This window comes from Streptomyces sp. NPDC054757 (assembly GCF_053612185.1).
The window spans coordinates 187,842-212,888 of record NZ_JBSHBW010000004.1 but is presented as its reverse complement, the minus strand read 5'-3'; the positions used below and the strand labels follow the sequence as shown (position 1 = coordinate 212,888).

Here is a 25,047-nt window from a genome sequence, read left to right as displayed (position 1 = left end):
TCCTCGCTGGAAGCGGAGGATCAGAAGTCCATGTCACCGCCCGGCATGCCGCCCGGGGCGCCCGCGGGGGCGGCCTTCTCCGGCTTGTCGGCGATGACGGCCTCGGTGGTGAGGAACAGCGCGGCGATCGACGCGGCGTTCTGCAGCGCGGAGCGCGTGACCTTCGCCGGGTCGATGATGCCCTCGGCGATCATGTCCACGTACTCGCCGCTCGCGGCGTTCAGGCCGTGGCCGACCGTCAGGTTGCGGACCTTCTCGACGACGACTCCGCCTTCGAGACCACCGTTGACGGCGATCTGCTTCAGCGGGGCCTCCAGGGCGAGCTTCACGGCGTTGGCGCCGGTCGACTCGTCGCCTTCGAGCTCCAGCTTCTCGAACACCGCGGAGGCCTGGAGCAGGGCCACGCCACCACCGGCGACGATGCCCTCCTCGACGGCCGCCTTCGCGTTGCGAACGGCGTCCTCGATGCGGTGCTTGCGCTCCTTGAGCTCGACCTCGGTCGCGGCACCGGCCTTGATGACGGCCACGCCGCCGGCCAGCTTCGCGAGGCGCTCCTGGAGCTTCTCGCGGTCGTAGTCCGAGTCGGAGTTCTCGATCTCGGCGCGGATCTGGTTGACGCGGCCCTGGACCTGGTCGCTGTCACCGGCACCGTCGACGATCGTGGTCTCGTCCTTGGTGATGACGACCTTGCGGGCGCGGCCGAGCAGGTCGAGACCGGCGCTCTCCAGCTTGAGGCCGACCTCCTCGGAGATGACCGTGCCGCCGGTGAGGATGGCGATGTCACCGAGCATGGCCTTGCGGCGGTCGCCGAAGCCCGGGGCCTTGACGGCGACGGACTTGAAGGTGCCGCGGATCTTGTTGACGACCAGGGTCGACAGCGCCTCGCCCTCGACGTCCTCCGCGATGATCAGCAGCGCCTTGCCGGACTGCATGACCTTCTCCAGCAGCGGAAGGAGGTCCTTCACGTTGCCGATCTTGGAGTTGACGATCAGGATGTACGGGTCGTCGAGCGACGCCTCCATACGCTCCATGTCGGTGGCGAAGTACGCCGAGATGTAGCCCTTGTCGAAGCGCATGCCCTCGGTGAGCTCAAGCTCAAGACCGAAGGTCTGCGACTCCTCGACGGTGATGACGCCTTCCTTGCCGACCTTGTCCATCGCCTCGGCGATGAGCTCGCCGATCTGGGTGTCAGCGGCGGAGATGGAGGCCGTCGAAGCGATCTGCTCCTTGGTCTCCACGTCCTTGGCCTGCTCCAGGAGGGCGGCGGAGACGGCCTCGACGGCCTTCTCGATGCCACGCTTCAGCGCCATCGGGTTGGCACCCGCGGCGACGTTGCGGAGGCCCTCGCGGACCAGCGCCTGCGCCAGGACGGTCGCGGTGGTCGTACCGTCACCGGCGACGTCGTCCGTCTTCTTGGCGACCTCCTTGACCAGCTCGGCACCGATCTTCTCGTACGGGTCCTCGAGCTCGATCTCCTTGGCGATGGACACACCATCGTTGGTGATCGTGGGGGCGCCCCACTTCTTCTCAAGGACGACGTTGCGGCCCTTGGGGCCGAGGGTGACCTTGACGGCGTCGGCGAGCTGGTTCATCCCGCGCTCGAGACCGCGCCGTGCCTCCTCGTCGAACGCGATGATCTTGGCCATGTGAAGTGGTCCTCCCGGACAGGGGGTGGAAAGCGTCAGACCTGGCGGTGCCCGCGACGGACGGCCTGCTTGCCCGGTGGTTCCTTGCCCCACCCGGCCCGCGGGCCTCACCAACCCGGTCCTTCTGTCACTCTCACTGGGAGAGTGCTAACGCCAATGATTAGCACTCGACCCCCTTGAGTGCAAGCGCCTTCGGAGAAGGCCCCGGTGGGGGTGGGGGTTGGGTGACGGGAGGGAGCAAGCGCAAGGGAAGGATGCGGTCCGGACGCACGAGAGGCCCGTGCCCCTCTGTGGGGTACGGGCCTCTCATGCGTGAGTGCTTCGGTGGCCGATCGCGCCGAGATCAGACGGCGAGTTTGACCATGTCCGCCTGCGGACCCTTCTGGCCCTGCGAGATCTCGAACTCGACTCGCTGACCTTCTTCAAGGGTGCGGTAGCCGTCCATCTGAATCGCGCTGTAGTGGACGAAAACATCCGCACCACCGTCGACCGCGATGAAGCCGTACCCCTTCTCCGCGTTGAACCACTTGACGGTGCCCTGAGCCATGACTAACTCCCCTATTACTGGCCCTTGCACAGAGCCCGCACTTCGCGGGATCCGGGTCAGACCTTGCGCCGGAACGCGTCGACCGCGGCTGAATGTATCTGCCCAACTGCCCTCTGCAACAGGTCAATCGGACGAGAATTCTGAGCGCGGCCGAGGGCGCCATTCGGCGGATTTCCGGGGATCCCCGGGCAAGTCGGGCCGGGCAAAGGGCACTTACGCCGCAAAGAGAGGGAGCACATTGCCCGCACATTGACGCGTGCTCGGCTGCCCGCGATGCGGGCGATCAAGGGGGCTGCCCCAACTCTACCGTGTTCAATCATGCTGAATTGCCCCCTCCGCTTCGTACGCGGAGAGGGCAACGGGTCCAGCGGAGATGCCGGGCGGGGGCGGCAGCGGGCTCGCTCAGCCGCCGGCGACGGCCGGGATGATGGAGATGCCCGCGCCGTCCGGCGTCGCCGTCTCCAGGCCCTGCTCGAAGCGGACGTCGTCGTCGTTCACGTACACGTTCACGAAGCGGCGCAGCTTGCCCTGGTCGTCCAGGACTCGGGCCGCGATGCCCGTGTGGTTCTTCTCCAGGTCGGCGATGACCTCGGAGAGGGTGCCGCCGTCGGCCGCGACCTCGGCCTGGCCGCCGGTGTAGGTGCGGAGGATGGTGGGGATACGGACCTTGACGCTCATGCGGATTGCCTTCCGGGGATGGGCAGCGGTGTCGGACGGTGGACGGCGGTGTCAGGCGGTCGACAGCGGGTGTCAGGCGCCCGTGGCCAGTCCGGCCTCGCGGAACGCGTCCAGGGTCGGACGGATCGTCGCGGTCGGGCCGGACGTCGGGGCGACCGCGTCCAGGGTCTTCAGGCCGTCACCCGTGTTCAGGACGACGGTGGTGAGGGACGGGTCGAGCAGACCGGCCTCGATGAGCTTCTTCGTCACGCCGACGGTCACCCCGCCCGCGGTCTCCGCGAAGATGCCCTCGGTCCGGGCCAGCAGCTTGATCGCGTCGACGATCTGCTCGTCGTTGACGTCCTCGACCGCGCCACCGGTGCGCCGCGCGATGTCCAGGACGTACGGGCCGTCCGCCGGGTTGCCGATCGCCAGCGACTTGGCGATCGTGTCCGGCTTCTGCGGCCGTACGACGTCGTGCCCGGCCTTGAACGCGGTGGAGACCGGCGAGCAGCCCTCGGCCTGCGCACCGAAGATCTTGTACGGCTTGTCCTCGACCAGGCCGAGCTTGATCAGCTCCTGGAGGCCCTTGTCGATCTTCGTGAGCTGGGAGCCCGAGGCGATCGGGATGACGATCTGGTCGGGCAGCCGCCAGCCGAGCTGCTCGCAGATCTCGTACGCCAGGGTCTTGGAACCCTCGCCGTAGTACGGGCGGAGGTTGACGTTGACGAAGCCCCAGCCCTCCCCGATCGGGTCGCCGATCAGTTCGGAGCAGAAGCGGTTGACGTCGTCGTAGTTGCCTTCGATGCCGACCAGTTCACCGCCGTAGACCGCGGCCATCACGACCTTGCCCTGCTCCAGGTCGTGCGGGATGAAGACACAGGAGCGGAAGCCGGCGCGGGCGGCGGCGGCGCCGACGGCGCCTGCCAGGTTGCCCGTGGACGAGCAGGAGAGCGTGGTGAAGCCGAAGGCGCGGGCGGCCTCGACGGCGATGGCGACGACACGGTCCTTGAAGGAGTGCGTCGGGTTGCCGGAGTCGTCCTTGATGTGCAGACCGCCGGTGACGCCCAGCTCACGGGCGAGGTTGTCGGCCTTGACGAGCTTGGTGAAGCCCGGGTTCAGATTGGGCTGGTCGGCCACGCCCGCGGGGACGGGCAGCAGCGGGGCGTAGCGCCAGATGCTGTTCGGGCCGGCCTCGATGCGCTTCCTCAGCTCGTCGGGGGAGCCGCTCGGCAGGTCGTACGCCACTTCGAGCGGCCCGAAACAGGACGCACAGGCGAAGAGGGGGCCGAGGGGGAAACGCTCACCGCACTCGCGGCACGAGAGCGCCGCGGCGGGGCCGAGATCGACGGTCCCGGTGGAGTCTTCGGTGCTGGTAACGGTCTGCACAGCCATGGTGGCGAGGTCCTCTCCTCATCTTCCTCACGACGTACTTCGCCGCGAGACGGAATTGGCACCTTCCCCACCATGACCTCGCGGTCGGCGGAAGGTTGCCGGGACTTCTACGGGCCGTTCCCTCAGTCCCTCTGGATGAGCGCTTATGACGCGGGCGTCGGGGCCCGGCGTGTTTGTCCGCGGGTGCTGACCCCGGCATGCCGTGGCCATTCGCGTTGTTCAAGACTGTAACCGAAGGCAGGGACGGTTGAGACAGCCGTCCGAACCGCGAGATGGCTCACAGTCAAGGAGACGCGCCGTGCTGGAAGAGGTGGACCGCTGGCTGACCAGGCGTTCCTGGTCGGTGGCCGACCGTCCGCTGGACCGGCTGACCGCCGCGAAGCGCTCCACGAAGGTGAGTGTCGTCCTGCCCGCGCTCAACGAGGAGGCGACGGTCGGGGCGATCGTCGCGACCATCCGCCGGGAGCTGATGGACACCCGGCCGGTGCCGCTCGTGGACGAGCTGGTGGTCATCGACTCCGGCTCCACCGACCGTACGGCCGAGACCGCAGCCGCGGCCGGGGCGCGCGTGGTGCACCGGGACGAGATCCTGCCGCGGCTCCCTGCCGTGCCCGGCAAGGGCGAAGTGCTGTGGCGCTCGCTCCTGGTGACCGGCGGCGACATCGTCTGCTTCGTCGACGCGGATCTGCGGGAGTTCTCCGCGGACTTCGTCTCGGGGATCGTCGGGCCGCTGCTGACCGAACCCGATGTGCAGTTCGTCAAGGCCATGTACGACCGGCCGCTCGGCGAGGCCGCGGGACAGGGCGGCCGGGTGACCGAGCTGGTGGCGCGCCCGCTGCTCAATCTGCACTGGCCGCAGCTGGCCGGTTTCGTCCAGCCGCTGGGCGGCGAGTACGCGGTGCGGCGCTCGCTGCTCGAACAGCTGCCGTTCCCGGTCGGTTACGGGGTGGAGCTGGGCCTCCTGGTCGACGCGCTCCACACGGTGGGGCTCGACGCACTGGCCCAGGTCGACGTGGGCTCGCGCAAACACCGCCACCAGGACGGGCTCGCGCTGGGGCGGATGGCGGCGGCGATCTACCGCACGGCGCAGCTGCGGCTGTCACGGGGCCAGCTGGTGCGTCCGGCGCTGACGCAGTTCGAACGGAGCGCGGAGGGCTTCGTACCGCGGACCTACCCGGTGGACACCGAGGAGCGGCCCCCGATGCGGGACGTCGGGGAGTACGCGGCGCGCCGGGCGGCCTGACCGGGCGATGCGGTCGGGCGGCCCGGACCGGGTGATCCGGTCTGGGCGGCCTGCCCGGATCACCCGCTCCGGGCAGCCCTCTCCTCCTCCGGCAGCTGTCCATGGAAAGGATTTGGCCAAAGCCGGCACGAGAATCCGCACCCCTTTTCAAGCCGCGATATCCGTGCAATCACCGCATTCGAAGCGGTGATGAGCGCCGCGTATCCCTGACCGCACAACGGATTCCGTTGCAATGACGCGTTAACGAACCCTTGACGGGAATCGGCGTCGCGAGTTGTATTTCGGTCACCGGAGCGGCGTGAACGCCCCTCTTGGTCCGCTCATGGTCCGCCGTGCATGTGCGGTACTCATCGGTGGCTCGCGCCGGGGAGTGCCTCCCCCTCATGCCACCGGCCCTCCCCCTGCCGCCAGTACCGATGGGACGACGGATGACCTCTACGCCCGACACGACCGTTGCCGCAGCCCCCGGGAAACCGGCGGCGGACACCCGTGCCGTGACGGCGGGGGAGGCTCCCACGCTCACCCGGTCCATCGGTGTGGTGGGCGGCACGCTGCTGACGCTCTCCTGTCTGACCCCGGCATCGTCGCTCTTCGTGATCGTGCCGGACTCGTTCGCCACCCTGGGCACCGGGACGGCCCTCACCATCGCCATCGCGGGCCTGCTCTGTATCGGGGTCGCGTTCACCTACTCGGAGCTGGGCACGCTCATACCGAGCTCGGGTGGCGAGTACGCCATGGTGGGCACCCTGATGGGCCGCCTCGCCGGCTGGCTGGTCTTCGTGCTCTCACTGATCGTCGTCATGATCGTGCCGCCGATCATCGCGCTGGGCACCGCCGACTATCTGGCGCCGCTCGCGCATCTGGACCCGCAGTACACGGCGGCCGGTGTGATGCTGCTCGCCACCGCGATGGGCCTGCTGGACCTCCGTGCCAACGCCTGGATCACCGGGATCTTCCTGGTACTCGAAGTGGTGGCCTGCGCGGTCGTCGCCTTCCTCGGCTTCAGCCACACCAGCCGCTCCGCATCGGTGCTCGTCCACCCGGTGATGGACGCAGGACACGGCCACAGCTCGCCCGTCACCGCCGGGCTGATCGTCACCGGGCTCGCCACCGCGCTCTTCATCCTCCAGGGCTTCTCGACCGCCGTGTATCTGGCCGAGGAGATGGACAACCCGCGCCGCAACGTCTCCCGCACCGTGCTCTGGACGCTCGCCATCGGCGCCGCCGTCGTACTGATCCCGGTCGTCGCGATCACGCTCGGTGCCCCGGACCTCGGGACCCTCGCCACCGGTGATGTGGCGGGCATGGTGCAGAGGTGGAGCAACTCCGGCGTCGGCACGTTCGTCAGCCTCTGCATCGCCCTGGCGATCATCAACGCGGCGATCGTGATGGTGATCCAGAACTCCCGCGTCGTCTACTCGTCGGCACGCGACGCCGCCTGGCCGGCCGCCGCCAACCGCGTCCTGTCGCACATCGGGAAGCGGTACGGCTCCCCCTGGGCGGCGACGCTGGCCGTGGGCGTGCCGGGGGCGGTGCTGTGCTTCGTCAATCTGGACACGCTGAGCGATGTCACGGGTGTCGCGGTGGCCGCGATGTACGTCTTCGTCGCCCTGGGCGCCCTGGTGTCGCGGCGCGGTGACCACAAGCACCGGCTGGCCTGGCGCATGCCGCTGTGGCCCGCCGTCCCGGCCCTGCTGGTCGTCGTCCTGGCCTGGGTGCTCTGCCAGCAGAGCGCCCAGAGCCTGGTGATCACCGGGGCCGTCGTGGTGGCCGCCGCCGCGTACTGGGCGCTCTACCTCCGGCCCCGGCAGGCCACCCACTGGGTGATCTCCGTCCCGGAGGACGAGCGCGCCCCCGCCGCCGACGGAGCCGCGGCGCCGCACTGACGGACCGCCCCGCGCGGCCGCCCGGCCCGCGCCGCCCCGGGGCCCCCGGGTTCTCACGCCGAGCACGCCGAGCGCCCCACCCCAGCGCCCACGCCGAGCGCCCCACGTTTGAGCGTTCGCGGCACGGGCTAGGTTCGCGTCATGGCCTCTCCCCGCGCCCGCGTCCTCGTCGCCTCCAACCGGGGCCCCGTCTCGTACACCCTCCGCGACGACGGTGAACTCACGTCCAAGCGCGGCGGGGGCGGTCTCGTCTCCGGGCTCTCCGCCGTCGAGGGGGACGCCGACTCGCTCTGGGTCTGCGCGGCCCTCGGCGAGGGCGACCGGGCCGCCGTGCGGCGCGGGATCGCCGAGGACGGGGTGCGGATGCTGGACATCGACCCCGAGGTGCACGCCGACGCGTACAACGGCATCGCCAACTCCGTGCTCTGGTTCGTCCACCACATGCTCTACCAGACCCCGCTGGAGCCGGTCTTCGACGCGGAGTTCCGGCGCCGGTGGGACGCGTTCCGTACGTACAACCGGGCCTTCGCCGACGCGCTGGCCGCCGAGGCCGCCGAAGGCGCCGCCGTGCTGGTGCAGGACTACCACCTCTGCCTGGTGCCGGGGATGCTCCGCGAGCTCCGCCCCGACCTGCGGATCGCGCACTTCTCGCACACCCCGTGGGCGCCCCCCGAGTACTTCCGGCTGCTCCCCGACGACATCGGCGCGGAGGTGCTGCGCGGCATCCTCGGCGCCGACCGGGCCGGATTCCTGACCCGGCGCTGGGCCGACGCCTTCACCGCCTGCTGTACGGAGGTGGTCGGCGGCACCGGGGACTCCACCGTGATCTCGGTGCACGGTCTCGGCGCCGACGCGGACTTCCTGCGGAAGCGGTCGCACCAGCCCGATGTGGACGAGCGGATGGCCGAGCTGCGCGAACGGATCGGCGGCTCCACGGGCGAGGGCCCGGAGACCCGCCGGAAGACGATCGTCCGGGTGGACCGCACCGAGCTGTCCAAGAACATCGTGCGCGGGCTGCTCGCCTACCGGGAGCTGCTCGACACCCGCCCCGAATGGCGCGGCCGGGTGGTGCACATGGCGTTCGCCTACCCCTCACGGCAGGACCTCGCGGTCTACCGCGCCTACATGGACGAGGTACGGCGGGTCGCCGACGAGATCAACTCCCGTTACGGGACGGCGGACTGGACGCCGGTCGCGCTCTACCTCAAGGACGACTTCGCCCGCTCGCTCGGCGCCTACCGGCTCGCGGACGTCGCCCTGGTCAACCCGATCCGCGACGGTATGAACCTGGTCGCCAAGGAGGTCCCGGTGGTCTCCGACCAGGGGTGCGCGCTGGTGCTCTCGCGGGAGGCCGGGGCGTACGAGGAGCTGGGGCGCGACGCGATCACCGTGAACCCGTACGACGTGAGCGCCACCGCGGCCGCCCTGCACGAGGCGCTCACCCTGCCGGACGCCGAGCGCGCCGAGCGCAGCGAGCGGCTGGCCGCCGCGGCGACCGCGCTGCCCCCGCAGCGGTGGTTCCTGGACCAGCTGAACGCACTGGGCCCGGCCGCCGGATAGCACTCACGGCGTGACGGCGCCGGCGAGCGCCGTCACCCGGTGACCGGCTCCGCTCTCGCCGTGACCCCGTGGCGGGTCGGCGAGCGTCGTTACGGCGTGACCGGGTCTGCGAGCGCCGTTACGGCGTGACCGCGTCGGCGAGCGCCGCGAGCAGGGCGACCACCGCGCCCGGCCCCGGCACCACCAGGTCGGCCCGCGCGGCCAGTTCGGGCACCTCGTCGCCGCCGCTGCACACCAGCAGCCCCGGCACACCCTGTCCGCGGAGCACGTCGACGGCGTCGTAGGCGGGCAGGTCCCCGAGGTCGTCCCCGGCGTAGAGGACGGCACCGGCGCCCGACTCCCGTACGTACGCCGTCAGCGCCGCGCCCTTGTCGACGCCGGGCGGGCGCAGCTCCAGGACCATCCGGCCCGGCTCCACGATGAGGCCGTGCCGTGCGGCGAGCGCGGCCAGCGGGGCGCGCAGGGCCTCGAAGGCGGCTTCGGGTTCGGCGGCGCGGCGGGTGTGCACGGCCACCGACCGCCCCTTGTCCTCCACCCAGCTGCCGCGCCCGGCGCTCTCCGCCTCCAGCAGCGCGGGGAGTTCGGCGCGGACGGCGGCGACGCCGGGGTGCGGGGCCGGGGCGTCGACCGTGCCGGTGGCCGCGTCCCAGCGCTCCGCGCCGTAGTGGCCGAGTACGACCAGGTGCTCAAGGCCCGCGACGCCGGCGAGCCCCCCGTACTCCACGGCCACCTCGGCCGGGCGCCCGGTGACGACCGCGACGGACGCGATCCGCGGCGCGAGCGCGACGAGCGCGGGGACGGCGCCCGGGTGGGCGCGGGCCTGCTCCGGGTCGGGGACGATATCGGCGAGCGTGCCGTCGAAGTCGAGTGCCACCACGGCTTTCCGGGGCACGGCCAGGAAGGCGGCGAGGCCGTCACGGCCTGCGGCGGTGGCGGGGGTCGGCAGGGTGTTCGGTGAGCTGCCCATGGGGCGACCCTAGCGGGGTGACGGGCCGGGGGCTTCGTACGGGCCGGGCCGACCGGGACAACACAGGCCGGGCGGGTCAGACCGGGTGGCACAGACCGGGGCGGGTCAGGCCCGGGCGCCCCAGGGCTCAGCGCCGCTCGCGGCGGGCCGCCCGGACCCGCCGCAGCCGGTTGACCGTCACCGGGTCGTGGGCCAGGGCCGCCTGGTCGTCCAGCAGGGCGTTGAGGAGCTGGTAGTAGCGGACCGGTGAGATGCCGAGCTGCTCCCTGATGGCCCGCTCCTTGGCGCCGGCGCCCGGCCAGGAGCGGCGCTCCAGCGCGAGTACGGCGCGGTCGCGCTCGGGGAGCGCGGGGCCGTGCGCGTCGTCGCCAGTCATACGAACCAACGTACTGGGGAGCCCGGCGGCCGGGCCACCCGTACCCGGCGGCACCGCGACCGGACCGCGCTCCCGGGCCGCCGCCGCTGCTCCGCCCCGGCTGCTACTCCGCGTTCTGCGCTGCCGCCGCCTCGCTCTGGATCTGGTTGAGGACACTCGCCGGGTTGCCGCCCGGCTGGAGGGCCTTGCCGATCTCCTTCTTCATGTCGTCACTCACCACCGACCAGGACGTCTTGCCGACCGGCGGCAGCTGCGAGTTGGGCAGCTCGTCCAGGAAGGTCTTGAGGGACTTGTGGCGCGGGTCCTCCGCCAGCGTGCCGGAGGCCGATGTGGTGGTGGGCAGCAGGTTGTACTGGCGGGTGAGGTCGAGGACGTTCTTGTCGCTGAAGACGTCGTCCAGGAAAGCACCGATCTGGGTGCGGTGGCCGTTCTGCTTGAAGCCCATGATCCAGTCGGCCACGCCCATGGTCGCCTTGGTGGGTCCGCTGACCCCCGGCATCGGGACCATACCGACCTTGATGCCCTTCTTGACGGCCTGCTGCACCAGCTGCGGATGGCCGTTGAGCATGCCCACCTGGCCCTTGGTGAAGGCCGCGTACGCCTGCCTGCGGTCGAAGTCGGCGGGCGGTACGGGCCCGGTGAGGCCGGCGCCGACCAGCTCGTTCTTCAGCCAGTTGAAGGTCTTGACGTTCTGCACCGAGTCGATCGTGTACGTACCGACGCCGTCGGTGAGCCCGCCGTCGCCGCTCAACAGCCACTGGGTGGCCTCGACCTGCGCCTCCTCGGTGCCCAGCGGAAGGGCGTACGGGTACTTCACGCCCCGCGCCTTGAGCGCCTGCGCGTCGGACTTGAGGTCGTCCCAGGTCTTCGGCGCCTTGAGGCCCGCGTCCGAGAACATCTTCTCGTTGTAGAAGAGCAGCCGGGTGGAGGCGACGAACGGCATCCCGTACTGCACCCGGTCCTGCTCGCCCGCGTCCGAGAGCGAGGTCAGGAAGTTGGACTGGACGCCTATGGAGAGCAGGTCGTCCGCGCTGTACAGCTTTCCCTGGTCCGCGTAGTCGGCGTACGAGCCCATCTGCGCGATGTCGGGCGCGTGGCCCGACTTGACCATCGCGGCGACCTTCGCGTCGATGACCTTCCAAGAGTAGACGGAGACGTCGACCTTGATGTGCGGGTTCTTCGCCTCGAAGGCGGCGGCGAGTCTGTCCCAGTACTGCTGGTTGCTGGGGCCGTCGTCCGGGTCGTAGTTGGCGGCGACGACCTTCAGGGTGACGTCACCCGATCCGCCGTCCGATCCGCAGCCGGAGAGCACCGCTGTCATTCCGAGCGCGGCAACCGCCGCTGTAAGCCCCAAGAAGCGCCGCTGCACGACCCTTTTCCCACCCTCTGTCTGGTCAGGCTCCAGCCGGTCCCCCGTGCCGTACCGCCGCACGTGGCTGTGATTTTCCCCGAGGGCCATGTGCGGGTCCACAGCCCTCCGGTCTCGCTTCGGCAACACGGATCACAGGGGCATCACGTGTATGGGACGGTGGCCCGCCCGTTCCACAGGGGTGCCGCACCCCGTTCTCCGCCCGGGTCTCCGTCCGGGTGTCCGTCCCGATCTCCGCCCGGATCTTTGCCCGGACTTTGTATGGATGCGCAACAATCCCAGAGAGTGGACTAGACCTTTTTCGGTTATCCGAGCCACACTGTCCGGGTGACTGCATTCTCCCGGGGAACCACCCCCGGTCTCCCGGCCGAAGACCATGTCATCGCCCTCGACGTGGGCGGCACCGGTATGAAGGCCGCCCTGGTCGGGGCGGACGGCACCCTGCTCCACGAGGCGCGCCGCGCCACCGGCCGGGAGCGCGGCCCCGAGGCCGTCGTCGAGACGATCCTCGACTTCGCCGCCGAGCTGCGCGCGTACGGCGAGGAGCACTTCGGCCGGACCGCGTCGGCCGCCGGTGTGGCGGTCCCCGGCATCATCGACGCGGAGAACGGCGTCGCCGTCTACGCCTCCAACCTCGGCTGGCGCGACGTCCCGATGCGGAAGCTGCTCAGCGCCCGGCTGCACGGCATCCCGGTGGCGCTCGGCCACGACGTCCGCACCGGCGGGCTCGCCGAGGGCCGGATCGGGGCGGGCAAGGGCGCCGACCGCTTCCTCTTCATGCCGCTCGGCACCGGCATCGCGGGCGCCATCGGCATCGCGGGCTCCATCGAGGCGGGCGCCCACGGGTACGCGGGGGAGATCGGCCACATCGTCGTACGGCCCGGCGGCGTCGACTGCGGCTGCGGGCAGCGCGGCTGCCTGGAGCGGTACGCCTCCGCCTCTGCGGTGTCGCTGGCCTGGGCCGAGGCGTCCGGCGATCCGGAGGCCGACGCGGCCGACTGTGCCAAGGCCGTCGAGTCGGGCGACCCGAGAGCCGTCGCCGTCTGGCGGACCGCGGTGGACGCGCTCGCGGACGGCCTGGTCACCGCGCTCACCCTGCTCGACCCCCGCACGCTGATCATCGGTGGCGGGCTCGCCGAGGCCGGGGAAACCTTGTTCGTACCACTCAGGGCGGCGGTGGAGGAACGCGTGACGTTCCAGAAGCTGCCCCACATCGTCCCGGCGGCCCTCGGGGACACCGCTGGATGCCTGGGCGCAGGGCTGCTCGCCTGGGATCTTCTCTCCACGGAGGTATCCGCCTGATGGCCGGAAGCGAAGCAAGCACAGTCCTCTCCGGAGCCCGGGTGGTGCTGCCGACCGGGACCGTCGATGGCGGCCGGGTCATCGTGGAGGGCTCGCGCATCGCCGGGAGCGCTCCCGAGGACGCGGCGGTCGTCGATCTTGCCGGGCACTGGGTGGTCCCCGGCTTCGTCGACATGCACGTACACGGCGGCGGCGGGGCCTCCTTCACCTCCGGCACCCCCGAGGAGGTGCTCAAGGGCATCGACACCCACCGGCTCCACGGCACGACGACGATGGTCGCCTCGACCGTCACCGGCGAGATGGACTTCCTCGCCGAGCGGGCCGCGGTCCTCTCCGAACTGGTCGAGCAGGGCGATCTGGCCGGAATCCACTTCGAGGGCCCGTTCATCTCCCCCTGCCGCAAGGGTGCGCACAGCCCCTCGCTGCTGCGCGACCCCGACCCGGCCGACGTCCGCAAGCTGATGGACGCGGCGCGCGGCACGGCCAAGATGTTCACGCTGGCCACCGAGATGAAGGGCGGCATCGACTCCGTACGCCTCCTCGTGGAGAACGGCGTCATCGCGGCCGTCGGCCACACCGATGCCACGTACGAGCAGACCGTCGAGGCCATCGAGGCGGGTGCGAGCGTCGCCACCCACCTCTTCAACGCGATGCCGCCGTTCGGCCACCGCGACCCCGGACCCATCGCCGCTCTCCTGGAGGACGAGCGGGTCACCGTCGAGCTGATCAACGACGGTACGCATCTGCACCCGGCCGCCCTGGAGCTGGCGTACCGCTCGGCGGGCCCCGGGCGGGTCGCCTTCATCACGGACGCGATGGACGCCGCCGGTTTCGGCGACGGCGTCTATCTGCTCGGCCCGCTGGAGGTCGAGGTCAGGGACGGCGTCGCCCGGCTGGCCGAAGGCGGCTCGATCGCGGGCTCCACGCTCACCCTGGACACGGCCTTCCGGCGCGCGGTGACCATCGACAAGCTGCCGGTCGACGACGTCGTACGGTCCCTGTCGGCCAACCCGGCGCGGCTGCTCGGCCTGTACGACAGGATCGGCTCGCTGGAGCCCGGCAAGGACGCGGACCTGGTCGTCCTGGACGCGGACTTCGCCCTGGCCGGCGTGATGCGCAAGGGCGCCTGGGTGATCGAACCGAAGCAGCCATGATCGGAATTGATTAAAACCTACTGTGATTGATCACAATCAAGCAGAAATGACAGAAAGTGGCAGGCTCAGGGCTGGGCCTGCCGCTCTCTGTTTGGCATGATCAATCAAGTGCTGCTGACCGTCACCCTGAACACCGCCCTGGACATCACCTACCACGTCCCTGCGCTGATCCCGCACGCCAGTCACCGAGTCGAATCGGTCACCGAGCGCGCGGGCGGCAAGGGGCTCAACGTGGCCCGGGTGCTCGCGGCACTCGGCCATGAGACCGTCGTCACCGGCTTCGCCGGCGGGACGACCGGCGGGGTGCTCCGCGAACTGCTCGCCGGGCTGCCGCCCACCGACGCGCTCGTCCCGTGCGCCGGGACCACCCGGCGCACGATCGCCGTGGTCGACGCGGAGTCGGGCGACACCACCCAGCTGAACGAGCCGGGGCCGACCATATCGGCCGACGAGTGGGACGCCTTCCTCACCTCGTACGGAAAGCTGCTGGCCGACGCCGAAGCGGTGGCCCTCTGCGGCAGCCTGCCGCCGGGCGTCCCGGTCGGCGCCTACGCCCAGCTGGTGAAGCAGGCCCGCGGCGCCGGGGTCCCGGTCCTCCTGGACACCAGCGGTGAGCCGCTGCGCCGGGGCATCGCCGCCCGCCCCGACCTGGTCAAGCCGAACGCCGACGAACTGGCCCAGCTGACCGGCTCCCGCGAACCGCAGCGCGCCACCCGCGATGCCCGCCGCCGCGGCGCCCACACCGTGGTCGCCTCACTCGGCGCCGAAGGGATGCTGGCCGCATCGCCCGAGGGCAGCTGGCAGGCGCTGCCCCCGGCCCGTTTCCAGGGCAACCCGACCGGCGCGGGCGACTCGGCGGTCGCCGGACTGCTCTCGGGTCTGGTGGAAGAACTCCCATGGCCGGAACGGCTGGCCAGGGCGGTGGCGCTCTCGGCGGCCACCGTGCTGGCGCCCGCGGCGGGCGAGTTCGACCGGAAAGCGTACGAGGACCTGCTTCCGCAGGTCCTCGTCACCGCTCACACACCGTCGGCCTAGTCCGGGCCCGTCCCGGCGGGACTCACGGACGCTCGGCCTTGCCGTCTCAGTGCGTCATGTCAGGGCGTCATGTCAGTGCGTCATGTCAGGGCGTCATGGTGGACTTGCCGTCCTGGGTCTGCAGGAAGACCTGGTCCAGGTTGACGCCGCACTGGTCGCCGTCCTCGCAGGAGATCTTTATGGTGTTGGAGCCCTTCTTGAGGTTGACCAGGTTCCAGGTGTTGGTCCACCCCTTCGAGGCGTCACCGTCCGGGGCTCCGGCGTAGTTCTTCATGTTGACCGACCCGGGCTTCGCGTCGCCGTTCACGGTGAGCGAGGTCTTGGCGTCCTTGCCCGGCACGCCGTAGTCGATGGAGAGCCGGTAGGGGCCGGCCGAGGGGGCGTCCACCGTCCAGGTAGCCGAGTCGCCGGGCTGGTTGATCACCACATAGGTGCCCCCGGAGCCCTTGGCGCCCGGCACGTCCTTGCTGGTCGTCGCCGCACCGCTGAGCTGGAGCGTCGCGGCGTCCTGCTTCGGCAGCTCGGTCTTCGGGGGCTTCGCCGACGCGCTCTTGCTGGGCTGGGCCGTCTCGGCGGTGGTCTGGCCGCCGCCCGAGTTGTCCGGCGCGGCGTCCTGGTCCTTCGAGTCGCCGCTGGTCGCCAGCGCCACCCCGATCCCGATGAGAACGACCGCGACCACCGCGACCGCGCCGATCAGCAGCCCCTTGTGGTTCGGGCCGCCCCGGCCGCCGTTGCCCGGCTGCCGCGGGGGCTGCTGGACGGGGGGACCGCCGGGATAGGTCTCCGGTGCCGCGTACTGCGCGGTCGGCCGGCCGTACGCCTGCTGCTGGCCGTACGCCTGCTGACCGTGCTGCTGGGGCGGATACCCGTACCCCTGCTGAGGAGCCTGCGGTGCCTGCTGCCCGTACTGGCGCTCGCCGACCGTCCGCACATGGTTGTACGACGTCCGGGGCACCCCGGGCTGCCCGCCGGACGTCGGACCCGGGTAGCCGTATCCGCCGCCGCCGGGCGGGGGAACGGCTCCTGCTGCCCGGCCGTCCTCGTACAGATAGCCGAACGGATCGTCGTCCTCGGGTGTGCTCGCGCCGTTGTTGCCGGCCGTCATCCCTTGCACTCCTCACACATCGCTGACCCGGGGAGCCTACCCCGTACGGATGAACGGTCCGGCCAGTCCGGACGGTCCCGGCCACCGGCGAAAGGCCCTACCCGGCCCGCCGGTGCAGCTTGGACCTGGACCGCTTCTCCACGTACATCCGCTGGTCGGCGGAGCGCAGCACCTCTTCGACCGTCATGCCGCAGCTCGCCCAGCCGATGCCGAAGCTGGCCCCGACGCGGACCGCCCTGCCGTCCACCCGGATGGGCGGAATGATCGCGTTCCGCAGCCGTACGGCCAGGTCGGCGGCGTCCGCCGAGCCGAGACCGTCCGCCAGGACGACGAACTCGTCACCGCCGAGCCTGGCGACCGTGTCACCGTCGCGCACCCCGGAGGTGAGCCTGCGCGCCACCTCGATGAGGACCGCGTCCCCGGTGTGGTGGCCGAAGCGGTCGTTGATCGACTTGAAGCCGTCGAGGTCGCAGAAGAGCACCGCGAGGCCCTTCGTCCCGTCGTCGCCGTCCGGCCCCGCTCCCCCGGTCCCGTCCCCGGTCTCGGACGAGGGGGCGACGGTGTGCACATGCTCGTAGAGACCGGCGCCCGACCCGCCACCGAAGGCGAACGGACTCGTCCCGTACGCCCGGTCCGCCCCCGCGGGACCCTGTTCGTACGCCGCGTCCAGCGCCTCGACGGCCGTCTCGCGCACCGCGTCCGGCCACTCGCAGAGCCGGGAGCTGAGCCGGGCGCGCAGCTCCGCGCTGTTGGGCAGCCCGGTCAGCGAGTCGTGCGATGCGCGGTGCGCGAGGGCCAGCTCATGGCGCTTGCGCTCCTCGACGTCCTCGACGTGGGTCAGCAGGAAACGGGGGCCGTCGGTGGTGTCCGCCACCACGGAGTTGCGGAGCGAGACCCAGACGTACGAGGTGTCGCGGCGCCGCAGCCGCAGCTCGGCGCGGCCGCCCTCGGCGGAGGTGCGCAGCAGGGTGCCGACGTCCTCGGGGTGGACCAGATCGGCGAAGGAGTACCGGCGCATCGCGGAAGCGGGCCTTCCGAGCAGCCGGCAGAGCGCGTCGTTGGTCCGCAGCAGCCTGCCGTGCTGGTCGCCGCCCATCTCCGCGATGGCCATCCCGCTCGGCGCGTACTCGAAGGCCTGCCGGAAAGACTCCTCGCTGGCGCGCAGGGCCTGCTGCTCACGCTCCAGGCGGACCAGGGCGCGCTGCATGTTGGAGCGCAGCCGGGCGTTGCTGATCGCGATGGCGGCCTGGAACGCGTACATCTGGAGCGCTTCCTGGCCCCACGCCCCGGGGTGCCTGCCGTTGCGCGGGCGGTCGACGGATATGACGCCGATCAGCTCACCGCCGGAGGCGTCGGTCGCGTACATCGGGGCGAAGAGCCGGTCGGACGGGTGCCACTCGTCCTCGAAACGCGGCTCCGGGCCGTCGTTGTGCACCTGCGGCACGTCGTCGTTGTCGAGGACCCAGCCCTCGGTGTACGGGATGAACCTCAGGTCGCCCCAGGCCACGCCCATGGAGAGCCTGCGCTCCCAGGAGGTGCGGGAGCCGACGCGGCCGGTCATCAGGGCGGCGGCGGAGTCGTCCCCGGCGAGGGCCGCGACCATGAGGTCGCCGTCCGGACGCACCACATTGACGCAGGCCAGCTCATAGCCGAGCCCGGCCACGACGCCGTCGGCCACGGTCTGCAGGGTGTCCGCCAGGCTGCGGGCCTGGTTGAGTTGGGCGACCGCCTGGTGCAACTGCCGCAGGGTCGCAAGACGGACGTACGGCTCCGACTCGCTCTCCATCGTTCGCTCTCCCCGAGACCTCGACAGCAACTCCAGGGTTCTTGATCGGCGCTCTTGGTGCAGTGTCTCCGCCACTGAATCACAGCGAGCTGTGCACCAGGTACGCAGGGTCAACAATTTATGCCGGTCGTGACTCAAGTCACAAGGGGGTACGGGGGGTTGAATGGGCGGGATGAGCCGATTGAGGCGATTGAGACGAATGAGAAGCCCGATGCGCGGAGGGCGGGAAGCCGGGCGGACAGACGGACGAGAAGCCGGATGAGAAGCAGCCGGCCGGCCGTGGGTCCTGGCGGGTCCGGGGCCGGGGGTCCGGGCGGGTCCCGGCCGGGGTGGGTCCGGGCGGGTCGGGTCCGGGGCCGGGTCTTAGGACCTGTCTGGTCCTGTGGACCGATGTGGCGGGTCCGCGGCCGGAGCTAGCGTTCCTGATGTGTCCCAGACGATCCCCGCCCCGCGTTCCGAGCCCATCCCCCATCCTGAGGGGGTGAGCAACGACGACTTCCGCGCCGCCATGTCCCGGCTGGCCGCCGGTGTGGTGCTGGTGACCGCCCATGACGTGGACGGCGGCCCGCGCGGCGCCGACGTCGGGATGACGGCGACCTCGTTCATGTCGGTGTCGCTGGACCCGCCACTGGCGATGGTGAGCGTACGGAACGACTCCCGGATGGACGACCTGCTGGCGGAGCAGCCGTACTGGGCGGCCTCGCTCCTGGCGGAGAGTCAGCGGCAGATCGCGGGCCGGTTCTCGATGAAGGGCCGCATCAGCGACGAGCTGCTCTTCGCCGATCTCGCGTTCACCCGCGGCGAGGTGTCGGGGGCCCCGCTCATCGGGGGCGCGCTGGCGACGCTGGAGTGTGTGACGGAGCAGCGGGTGGTGGCGGGGGACCACACCCTGGTGATCGGCCGCGTCCTGACGACGGATCTGCCCGGCCGGGAGACCGGCCCGCTGGCGTACTTCCAGGGGCGGTACCGGCAGCTGGGGTGAGGGCGGGGAGCGGGCTCCCGCCCGAGTGGGGCCGGAGGCGGGGCTCCCTCCGTAAGGCGCCTTACGGTCCGGGGAACGTTCCCGCCCGTGCGGGGCCGGACGCGGGTCAGTCCCAGCCGCGGCCGGCCCGGCCCCGTTTGGTGTCGCTGCGCTGCTTCTTGTTCCGCAGCCGCCGCTCGTTGATCCCGCGAGGGATCTTCGTGGCCCGCCGCGGCTTCGGCGGCGGCGCCGTGGCCTCCGCGAGCAGCGAGGCGAGCCGCACCGCCGCCATCTCGCGGTTGCGCCACTGCGACCGGTGCTCCGACGCCCGTACGGTGACCACCCCGCCGACGAGCCGGGAGGCCAGCCGCTCCAGGGCGCGCTCCTTCCAGACCGGTGGCAGCGCCTCCGTGTTCGCGAGGTCGAAGCGGAGCTCCACCTGCGTGTCACTGGTGTTGACGTGCTGGCCGCCGGGTCCTGACGAGCGCGAGAAACGCCACATGAGTTCGGCCTCCGGCAGGGAGACCGCACCACGGACGACATAGGGACCGGACATATGTCCATGGTCGCCGGTCCGAGCCGGTGCGTCACCCTTTTTTCGCGGCCGGGGCCGTTCGGTGGTCCGCCGCGCGCCGGGTAAAGAAAGCAAAGAGGGCGGGGAGAGTTGGAACCTCCCGGTCCCCTGCCGACGTTATGGCGGGTGACGGTAGCTTCGTGACCACACGAAGCCCGCGCACCGAACGGAAAGGGACATCCCCATGGCTGTAAGCCTGTCCAAGGGCGGCAACGTCTCGCTCACCAAGGAGGCCCCGGGCCTGACCGCCGTCACGGTGGGCCTCGGCTGGGACGTCCGCACGACCACCGGCACCGACTTCGACCTCGACGCCTCCGCCATCGCGGTGAACGGCGAGGGCAAGGTCTACTCCGACGGCCACTTCGTCTTCTTCAACAACAAGGCGACGCCGGACCAGACCATCGTGCACACCGGTGACAACGTCACGGGCCAGGGCGAGGGCGACGACGAGCAGATCAAGGTCAACCTGGCCGGCCTGCCCGCCGACGTCGAGAAGATCGTCTTCCCGGTCTCGATCTACGACGCGGAGAACCGCTCGCAGAACTTCGGCCAGGTGCGGAACGCCTTCATCCGGATCGTCAACCAGGCCGGCGAGGCCGAGATCGCCCGCTACGACCTGAGCGAGGACGCCGCCACGGAGACCGCGATGGTCTTCGGCGAGCTCTACCGCAACGGCGCGGAGTGGAAGTTCCGCGCGGTCGGCCAGGGTTACGCGTCGGGCCTGGTCGGCATCGCCCAGGACTTCGGCGTCTCGGTCTGACGCCAGGGACGACACCACGGGCCGCGCCCTCGGCAGCAGCCGGGGGCGCGGCCCGTCGGGCCGGCCGGCCGGGACGGCCCGGCGGGGCGGCCGGCCGGGACGGCACGTCGGGGCGGCCGGCCGGGACGGCACGTCGGGGCGGCCCGTCGGGACGGCACGTCGGGACGGCACGTCGGGGCGGCCCGTCGGGGACGCGACCCGTCCGGTCGGCGGCCCGTCGGGTGGCCTCTCGCCACGGCCCGGCGGCAGCCCGCGGCTACGGCTTGGCGGGCTTCCCCTTGCCGTACAGCCAGGTCTTCCAGACCGCGCTCAGGTCCCTGCCGGTCTTCTTCTCCGCGTACCGCGTGAAGTCCGCCGTGTCGGCGTTCCCGTACCGGTGGTCCCTGGCCCAGCCCCGCAGCAGCGCGAAGAACGCCTTGTCGCCGACCGTCCGGCGGACCATCTGCAGCACCATCGCCCCCCGCCCGTACACCGGCGAGGTCGAGATCTCCTTGGGGCCCGGGGGGTCGGCAGGGGGGAAGTCCCAGTTGCCCTCGGAGTCGTAGGCGTCGTCGAAGTGGTCCTGGATGCTCTCGCCGCCGTGGTCCGCGTCCCACAGCCAGGTCGCGTACGTCGCGAACCCCTCGTTCAGCCACATGTCGCGCCAGGACTCGGGGGTCACCGAGTCGCCGAACCACTGGTGGGACAGCTCGTGCACCAGCGTCGAGAGGCTCGCCTGGTCGGCGGGGAGCACCGGTCTGGTCTGGGTCTCCAGCGAGTAGCCCGCGGCGCCGGTGGGAGCGATGACCGCGCCCGCCGAGTCGAAGGGGTACGGGCCGAACTCCTTGCTCTCCCAGGCGATGATCTCGGGGATCCGGGCCACCACGGCGGCGCTGCTCTTGACCTCCGACTGGGCGACCGCCGTGAAGACCGGCAGTCCGGACGGCGCCTTGAAGGAGTGCGTCCGGTACCGGCCGATCGCCAGCATCGCGAGATAGCTCGCCATCGGCCGGCCGGTGTGCCAGTGGAAGGTGGTACGGCCCCCGCTGGTCCGCTGCGAGGTCAGCCGGCCGTTGGAGACGGCCTGGAGCCCGGCGGGCACGGTGACCGTGATGTCGTAGGTGGCCTTGTCCGACGGGTGGTTGTTCCCCGGGAACCACGCCATGGAGCCGGTCGGCTCCCCGAGGGCGAGCGCACCGTCGTCGTCCGGCAGCCAGCCCTCTTCGGATGCGTCCGGGTCGGTGATCGTCTTCGGGGTACCGGCGTAGCGGACGACGGTACGGAAGGTGTCGCCCCGCGCGAGGTCGTGGTGCGGGCGGAGGGTCAGTTCGCTGCCTGCGCGATGGGCGGGGGCCCAACGGCCGTCGACGGTGGCGCCCCGCACGGTCATCCCGGTGAAGTCCAGGGTGAAGGCGGAGAGGTCCTGGGTGGCGCGGGCGGTGATGTCGGCGGTGCCGGTGAGCCGGCCGGAATCCGGGTCGTAGGCGAGGGTCAGGCCGTAGTGGCTGACGTCGTAGCCGCCGTTGCCCAGCCGGGGGAAGTACGGGTCGGGGTGGTGCAGTCGGCTGCCGCCCGGCTTCCCGTGCACACCCCCGCCGCACGCCGCGAGAAGGAGGAGGGCGGCCCCCACCGCTGTGGGTACGGCTGTACGACGTCGGCGCTGGTCCACGTCTCGATCCTATGAGCGAGCGGGCAGCGGACGCGCACCGCCGTCCCGCGGGCGGGGCGCGTCGCGAGAACGTACGGACCGGCGGTGGTGGCTTGTGGTGAGTGGTGGTGGACGGGCGGGCCCGGGAGCCCAGCGGTGTACGGCCGCGCGGTGAACCGGTGTGCGTGCCCGTGACACCATCGATCCGTGCTCGACATCGGCTACTCACTCTCCCGCCGCTTTCCGGACCCCCCGCAGACCGACTACCGCCGCGCGGACGTCCGGGCGCTGCGGCACGACCTCTTCTGCGGTGACGTCTACCTCGCCGACACCAAGGCGGACCGCGAGGTGTCCACAGCCTGGGGATGGGTTCCGGTGCTCGACTTCGCGTGGGCGCTCTGCGACATCGTCGAACAGCTCGACCGGGATCCGCGCGGCAACCGCGCCTCCCGGCCGCTCCACGCGGAGCTGGACTTCACCGAGTCGACGGACCGGATGCTCTTCGAGCGGCGGTTCGGCTGGGTGGATGTCGCGGCCGACTGGATGCCGGTGGAGGAGGACCCGCTGACGTTCGGGCACAGGGTGCTGCGGCGGGAGGCACGGGACTTCCTGCACGACCTGATCGCCGATCTGGGGGACATGCATGAGGGCCTCGCGGACAACCCGGTGATCTGGAACCTGCAGGGGCGGTTCCCCCGGGTGTAGCCGGGACGGCAGCGCGCAGCCGCCAACGGCGTGCCCTGCGCGGCACGCTCCGGGCGAGCGGGCGAGCGAGCGGGCGAGCAGGCAGGCGAGCGGGCGAGCAGGCAGGCGAGCGGGCGAGCGAGCAGGCGGGCGAGCGGGCGAGCGAGCAGGCAGGCAGGCGAGCGGGCAGGCAGGCGAGCGGGCAGGCAGGCGAGCAGGCGAGCGGGCAGGCAGGCGAGCAGGCGAGCGGGCAGGCAGGCGAGCAGGCGAGCGGGCAGGCAGGCGAGCAGGCAGGCCAGCGGGCCGGCGCGCGGGCGGGCAGGCAGGCGGACCGGCGGGCCCCGCGGCCCTACTCGCCCGGTGCCGCCACCCGTACACCGATCTGTGCCGCGAACGCCGGTGCCAGCGCCAGCAGTTGCACCGGGCTGATGACCGCGCCCGCCAGCCGCTCCACCCCGCGCGCGATGTCCAGCTCGGCCACCGTCCGCAGGTCCACGTCCTTCATCCGTACGCCGCTGAAGTCCGCCCCGCGCAGCCTGCACCCGGTGAACTCCACCCGCTCCAGCCGCGCCGACCCGAAGTCCGGCTCGGCCAGGACGCAGTTCTCGAAGACGACGTCCTTGAGACGCGCCTCCCGCAGGTTGAGATAGTCGATCTTCCCGCCACGCACCACCACCCGTTCCAGGACGGCTCCGTGCAGCTGGACGCCGCCGAGCCGGGCGTCCACCACTTCGACATCGCGCAGGGACGCCTCCGCCAGGTCCGTCCCCACGCCTCGCGCACCGGTCAATACGGAGTCGATGAAGCGCGCCCGCGTCAGCTCCGTCGTCTCCAGCACGCACTCGCGCAGCGAGCAGTCCATGAAACGGGCCCCGCGGCCCGACTGTCCGGTGAAGTCCTCGCCGGTGAACTCCAGTCCGTCGTAATCACCATCGGGCTCAAGGCCCCGCCCGGCGTAGGGGCTGAGGGGCGGAAGCCGCACTTCCGGCCGTCGTACCTGTGGGGTTCTCTTCGTGCCGTTCCGTACTGCCATGTCTTCATGGTGACCCACACCACTGACATCGAACCTTCCCGGATGTCACATCTGCGTCCGCTCCATCCGTCCTGATGACAGAGAGCGTCCGAAAAAGAGCGGTCGCCCTCCGGAACAGACACAGAAACAGACACAGGACAGGACAGCACGACACGGAGAAGGGACGGACCACCATGCGCCACATCACCGTGGTCGGCGGGGGTTTCGCCGGGCTCACCGCCGCCATCACCGCCGCCGAAGCGGGCGCCCGGGTCACCCTGCTGGAGGCCCACCACACCCTGGGCGGCCGGGCACGTACGGCCGAAGGCCCGTACCGCGTCAACGAAGGACCGCACGCGATCTACCGGGGCGGCCCGCACTGGGCCTGGCTCAGCCGGCAGGGGCTGCTCGGCCCGGTCGTGGCCGTACCGGCCCTGGAGGCCACCCGGCTGCGGCTCCATCACGGCGGGAGGCTACGCAGGACACCGCCGCTCGCGCTGCTCAGGCTGGCGCGGCGGCCCGCCGGACAGGCCCCCGTGGAGCAGGACTTCCTCTCCTGGGCCACCTCCCGGGTCGGTGCGGCGGGCGCACGCGCCGCCGCCCATTACGTGGGGGTCGCCCTCTTCCACCACGACCCCGGCTCGCTCTCCGCGGCCTTCGTCCACAGCAGGCTGCGCCGGGCCGCGTCACTGCCGCCCGAGGCGCACTTCGTACGGGGCGGCTGGGGCACCCTCGTCGGCCGGATGGCCGACCGCGCACGGGAGCTGGGCGTACGGATCGAGACCGGCGCCCGCGTCACCGAACTCCCCACGGCGCAGGGCCCGGTGATCGTCGCGACCTCCCTGGACGCGGCACGCACCCTGCTCGGTGAGTCCCATCTGCGCTGGCCCAGCGGCCGTACGGCGCTGGTCGACATCGCGCTCAGGACCCGGCGCGGTGACGCCTGGGTGATCTCCGACCTGGACGCGCCGGGCTGGATCGAACGGTTCACCGCGCAGGATCCGACTCTGGCCCCGGCCGGTGAGCAGCTGATCCAGGGGCAGCTGCCACTCGCGCCCGACGCGTCGAAGGCGGACGGCGTCGCCCACGCCGAGCGCCTGCTCGACCTGGGCTTCCCGGGCTGGCGCACACGTGTCACCTGGCGCGGCGCGTCCGTCGCGGCGGGGCGCACGGGCGCGGTCGACCCGCCCGGCACCACCTGGCGCGACCGGCCCGCGATCCGGCGCGGCGACGGGGTGTTCCTCGCGGGCGACCAGACCGCAGCGCCGGGGATGCTCGCGGAGGTCTCCTTCAACAGCGCGATGGAGGCGACCAGCCTGGCCCTGACCTCAAGCGGCCTTGAGGTCAGCCTGCACCCGTAGCGGCAGGCCAGGTGCCCCATGCGGAGAAGGAGCGAACTGC

General features: G+C 71.4%; 22 protein-coding genes and 1 riboswitch. Of the genes, 10 read left to right on the top strand and 12 right to left on the bottom strand.

The window, feature by feature from the left end:
- Positions 1-20 precede the first annotated feature (20 nt).
- From groL to thrC, 4 genes are all read right to left on the bottom strand, one after another.
- Positions 21-1,646 (bottom strand): chaperonin GroEL, encoded by a 1,626-nt coding sequence (gene groL / locus ACWGKJ_RS07960; RefSeq protein WP_385019425.1) that lies wholly within the window; start codon positions 1,644-1,646, stop codon positions 21-23.
- Positions 1,647-1,989: 343 nt separating this feature from the next.
- A complete protein-coding gene (locus ACWGKJ_RS07955) occupies positions 1,990-2,193 on the bottom strand; it encodes a cold-shock protein (RefSeq protein ID WP_005315736.1) in 204 nt (67 codons plus the stop codon).
- A 402-nt stretch (positions 2,194-2,595) separates the two neighbouring features.
- Positions 2,596-2,871, bottom strand: coding sequence for a MoaD/ThiS family protein (locus tag ACWGKJ_RS07950; RefSeq protein ID WP_164262622.1), 276 nt, complete (start codon positions 2,869-2,871; stop codon positions 2,596-2,598).
- Between the two features lie 72 nt (positions 2,872-2,943).
- A complete protein-coding gene (thrC, locus tag ACWGKJ_RS07945) occupies positions 2,944-4,245 on the bottom strand; it encodes a threonine synthase (RefSeq protein ID WP_385019428.1) in 1,302 nt (433 codons plus the stop codon).
- 15 nt (positions 4,246-4,260) lie between these two features.
- A riboswitch (SAM riboswitch) is annotated at positions 4,261-4,387 on the bottom strand.
- Between the two features lie 156 nt (positions 4,388-4,543).
- Between thrC and ACWGKJ_RS07940 the strand changes: the two genes are divergently transcribed.
- The 3 genes from ACWGKJ_RS07940 (at position 4,544) to ACWGKJ_RS07930 (ending at position 8,934) form a co-directional block, all read left to right on the top strand.
- On the top strand, positions 4,544-5,488 hold the full coding sequence (locus ACWGKJ_RS07940; protein WP_385019430.1) for a glucosyl-3-phosphoglycerate synthase: 945 nt from the start codon (positions 4,544-4,546) through the stop codon (positions 5,486-5,488).
- Between the two features lie 428 nt (positions 5,489-5,916).
- Positions 5,917-7,374, top strand: a complete 1,458-nt coding sequence (locus tag ACWGKJ_RS07935; protein WP_385019432.1) for an APC family permease — start codon at positions 5,917-5,919, stop codon at positions 7,372-7,374.
- 141 nt (positions 7,375-7,515) lie between these two features.
- Complete coding sequence (locus ACWGKJ_RS07930) at positions 7,516-8,934, top strand: alpha,alpha-trehalose-phosphate synthase (UDP-forming) (protein ID WP_385019434.1); 1,419 nt, start codon at positions 7,516-7,518, stop codon at positions 8,932-8,934.
- 118 nt (positions 8,935-9,052) lie between these two features.
- Here ACWGKJ_RS07930 and otsB read toward each other — a convergent pair whose 3' ends face one another.
- The 3 genes from otsB to ACWGKJ_RS07915 form a co-directional block, all read right to left on the bottom strand.
- Positions 9,053-9,901, bottom strand: coding sequence for a trehalose-phosphatase (gene otsB, locus ACWGKJ_RS07925; protein ID WP_385019436.1), 849 nt, complete (start codon positions 9,899-9,901; stop codon positions 9,053-9,055).
- A gap of 127 nt (positions 9,902-10,028) precedes the next feature.
- On the bottom strand, positions 10,029-10,277 hold the full coding sequence (locus ACWGKJ_RS07920) for a DUF3263 domain-containing protein (RefSeq protein ID WP_266855597.1): 249 nt from the start codon (positions 10,275-10,277) through the stop codon (positions 10,029-10,031).
- A gap of 103 nt (positions 10,278-10,380) precedes the next feature.
- On the bottom strand, positions 10,381-11,598 hold the full coding sequence (locus ACWGKJ_RS07915; protein WP_385019439.1) for an ABC transporter substrate-binding protein: 1,218 nt from the start codon (positions 11,596-11,598) through the stop codon (positions 10,381-10,383).
- A gap of 441 nt (positions 11,599-12,039) precedes the next feature.
- Between ACWGKJ_RS07915 and ACWGKJ_RS07910 the strand changes: the two genes are divergently transcribed.
- The 3 genes from ACWGKJ_RS07910 (at position 12,040) to ACWGKJ_RS07900 (ending at position 15,137) form a co-directional block, all read left to right on the top strand.
- A complete protein-coding gene (locus ACWGKJ_RS07910; RefSeq protein WP_385019463.1) occupies positions 12,040-12,948 on the top strand; it encodes an ROK family protein in 909 nt (302 codons plus the stop codon).
- Complete coding sequence (gene nagA, locus ACWGKJ_RS07905; protein WP_385019441.1) at positions 12,948-14,102, top strand: N-acetylglucosamine-6-phosphate deacetylase; 1,155 nt, start codon at positions 12,948-12,950, stop codon at positions 14,100-14,102. Before ACWGKJ_RS07910 ends, nagA begins: the two co-directional genes overlap by 1 nt.
- 108 nt (positions 14,103-14,210) lie before the next feature.
- On the top strand, positions 14,211-15,137 hold the full coding sequence (locus tag ACWGKJ_RS07900) for a 1-phosphofructokinase family hexose kinase (protein WP_453315694.1): 927 nt from the start codon (positions 14,211-14,213) through the stop codon (positions 15,135-15,137).
- Positions 15,138-15,222: 85 nt separating this feature from the next.
- Here the strand turns inward: ACWGKJ_RS07900 and ACWGKJ_RS07895 are convergent, their stop codons facing one another.
- Positions 15,223-16,242, bottom strand: coding sequence for a carbohydrate-binding protein (locus tag ACWGKJ_RS07895; protein ID WP_385019442.1), 1,020 nt, complete (start codon positions 16,240-16,242; stop codon positions 15,223-15,225).
- A 97-nt stretch (positions 16,243-16,339) separates the two neighbouring features.
- The gene (cdgB, locus tag ACWGKJ_RS07890; RefSeq protein ID WP_385019444.1) at positions 16,340-18,028 is read right to left on the bottom strand and encodes a diguanylate cyclase CdgB; all 1,689 of its coding nucleotides are present in this window, start codon (positions 18,026-18,028) and stop codon (positions 16,340-16,342) included.
- Between the two features lie 427 nt (positions 18,029-18,455).
- On the opposite strand from cdgB, the gene ACWGKJ_RS07885 reads away from it, so the two are divergent.
- Positions 18,456-19,010: a flavin reductase family protein gene (locus ACWGKJ_RS07885; RefSeq protein ID WP_385019446.1), complete on the top strand. Its 555-nt coding sequence runs from the start codon at positions 18,456-18,458 to the stop codon at positions 19,008-19,010.
- 106 nt (positions 19,011-19,116) lie between these two features.
- Here the strand turns inward: ACWGKJ_RS07885 and arfB are convergent, their stop codons facing one another.
- The gene (gene arfB / locus ACWGKJ_RS07880) at positions 19,117-19,545 is read right to left on the bottom strand and encodes an alternative ribosome rescue aminoacyl-tRNA hydrolase ArfB (RefSeq protein ID WP_385019449.1); all 429 of its coding nucleotides are present in this window, start codon (positions 19,543-19,545) and stop codon (positions 19,117-19,119) included.
- Between the two features lie 202 nt (positions 19,546-19,747).
- Between arfB and ACWGKJ_RS07875 the strand changes: the two genes are divergently transcribed.
- Entirely contained in the window at positions 19,748-20,323 is a 576-nt protein-coding gene (locus tag ACWGKJ_RS07875; protein ID WP_385019451.1) for a TerD family protein, read from the top strand.
- A 256-nt stretch (positions 20,324-20,579) separates the two neighbouring features.
- Here ACWGKJ_RS07875 and ACWGKJ_RS07870 read toward each other — a convergent pair whose 3' ends face one another.
- A complete protein-coding gene (locus ACWGKJ_RS07870) occupies positions 20,580-21,971 on the bottom strand; it encodes a M1 family metallopeptidase (protein WP_385024719.1) in 1,392 nt (463 codons plus the stop codon).
- 186 nt (positions 21,972-22,157) lie between these two features.
- On the opposite strand from ACWGKJ_RS07870, the gene ACWGKJ_RS07865 reads away from it, so the two are divergent.
- Positions 22,158-22,655 (top strand): hypothetical protein, encoded by a 498-nt coding sequence (locus tag ACWGKJ_RS07865; protein WP_385024721.1) that lies wholly within the window; start codon positions 22,158-22,160, stop codon positions 22,653-22,655.
- Between the two features lie 328 nt (positions 22,656-22,983).
- Here the strand turns inward: ACWGKJ_RS07865 and ACWGKJ_RS07860 are convergent, their stop codons facing one another.
- On the bottom strand, positions 22,984-23,667 hold the full coding sequence (locus ACWGKJ_RS07860; protein ID WP_385024723.1) for a pentapeptide repeat-containing protein: 684 nt from the start codon (positions 23,665-23,667) through the stop codon (positions 22,984-22,986).
- A gap of 173 nt (positions 23,668-23,840) precedes the next feature.
- Here ACWGKJ_RS07860 and ACWGKJ_RS07855 point away from each other — a divergent pair, with 173 nt between their 5' ends.
- Entirely contained in the window at positions 23,841-25,007 is a 1,167-nt protein-coding gene (locus ACWGKJ_RS07855) for an NAD(P)-binding protein (RefSeq protein WP_453315688.1), read from the top strand.
- The last annotated feature ends 40 nt before the right edge of the window (positions 25,008-25,047 follow it).

Excerpts from the sequence above, each read along its gene's own strand:
- ACWGKJ_RS07855 (WP_453315688.1), top strand. The coding sequence starts at position 23,841 with ATGCGCCACATCACCGTGGTCGGCGGGGGTTTCGCCGGGCTCACCGCC.
- ACWGKJ_RS07860 (WP_385024723.1), bottom strand. The coding sequence starts at position 23,667 with ATGGCAGTACGGAACGGCACGAAGAGAACCCCACAGGTACGACGGCCG.
- ACWGKJ_RS07935 (WP_385019432.1), top strand. The coding sequence starts at position 5,917 with ATGACCTCTACGCCCGACACGACCGTTGCCGCAGCCCCCGGGAAACCG.
- ACWGKJ_RS07955 (WP_005315736.1), bottom strand. The coding sequence starts at position 2,193 with ATGGCTCAGGGCACCGTCAAGTGGTTCAACGCGGAGAAGGGGTACGGC.
- thrC (WP_385019428.1), bottom strand. The coding sequence starts at position 4,245 with ATGGCTGTGCAGACCGTTACCAGCACCGAAGACTCCACCGGGACCGTC.
- arfB (WP_385019449.1), bottom strand. The coding sequence starts at position 19,545 with ATGTCCGGTCCCTATGTCGTCCGTGGTGCGGTCTCCCTGCCGGAGGCC.
- ACWGKJ_RS07895 (WP_385019442.1), bottom strand. The coding sequence starts at position 16,242 with ATGACGGCCGGCAACAACGGCGCGAGCACACCCGAGGACGACGATCCG.
- ACWGKJ_RS07875 (WP_385019451.1), top strand. The coding sequence starts at position 19,748 with ATGGCTGTAAGCCTGTCCAAGGGCGGCAACGTCTCGCTCACCAAGGAG.
- ACWGKJ_RS07915 (WP_385019439.1), bottom strand. The coding sequence starts at position 11,598 with ATGACAGCGGTGCTCTCCGGCTGCGGATCGGACGGCGGATCGGGTGAC.
- groL (WP_385019425.1), bottom strand. The coding sequence starts at position 1,646 with ATGGCCAAGATCATCGCGTTCGACGAGGAGGCACGGCGCGGTCTCGAG.
- otsB (WP_385019436.1), bottom strand. The coding sequence starts at position 9,901 with ATGGGCAGCTCACCGAACACCCTGCCGACCCCCGCCACCGCCGCAGGC.
- cdgB (WP_385019444.1), bottom strand. The coding sequence starts at position 18,028 with ATGGAGAGCGAGTCGGAGCCGTACGTCCGTCTTGCGACCCTGCGGCAG.
- nagA (WP_385019441.1), top strand. The coding sequence starts at position 12,948 with ATGGCCGGAAGCGAAGCAAGCACAGTCCTCTCCGGAGCCCGGGTGGTG.
- ACWGKJ_RS07930 (WP_385019434.1), top strand. The coding sequence starts at position 7,516 with ATGGCCTCTCCCCGCGCCCGCGTCCTCGTCGCCTCCAACCGGGGCCCC.
- ACWGKJ_RS07950 (WP_164262622.1), bottom strand. The coding sequence starts at position 2,871 with ATGAGCGTCAAGGTCCGTATCCCCACCATCCTCCGCACCTACACCGGC.
- ACWGKJ_RS07920 (WP_266855597.1), bottom strand. The coding sequence starts at position 10,277 with ATGACTGGCGACGACGCGCACGGCCCCGCGCTCCCCGAGCGCGACCGC.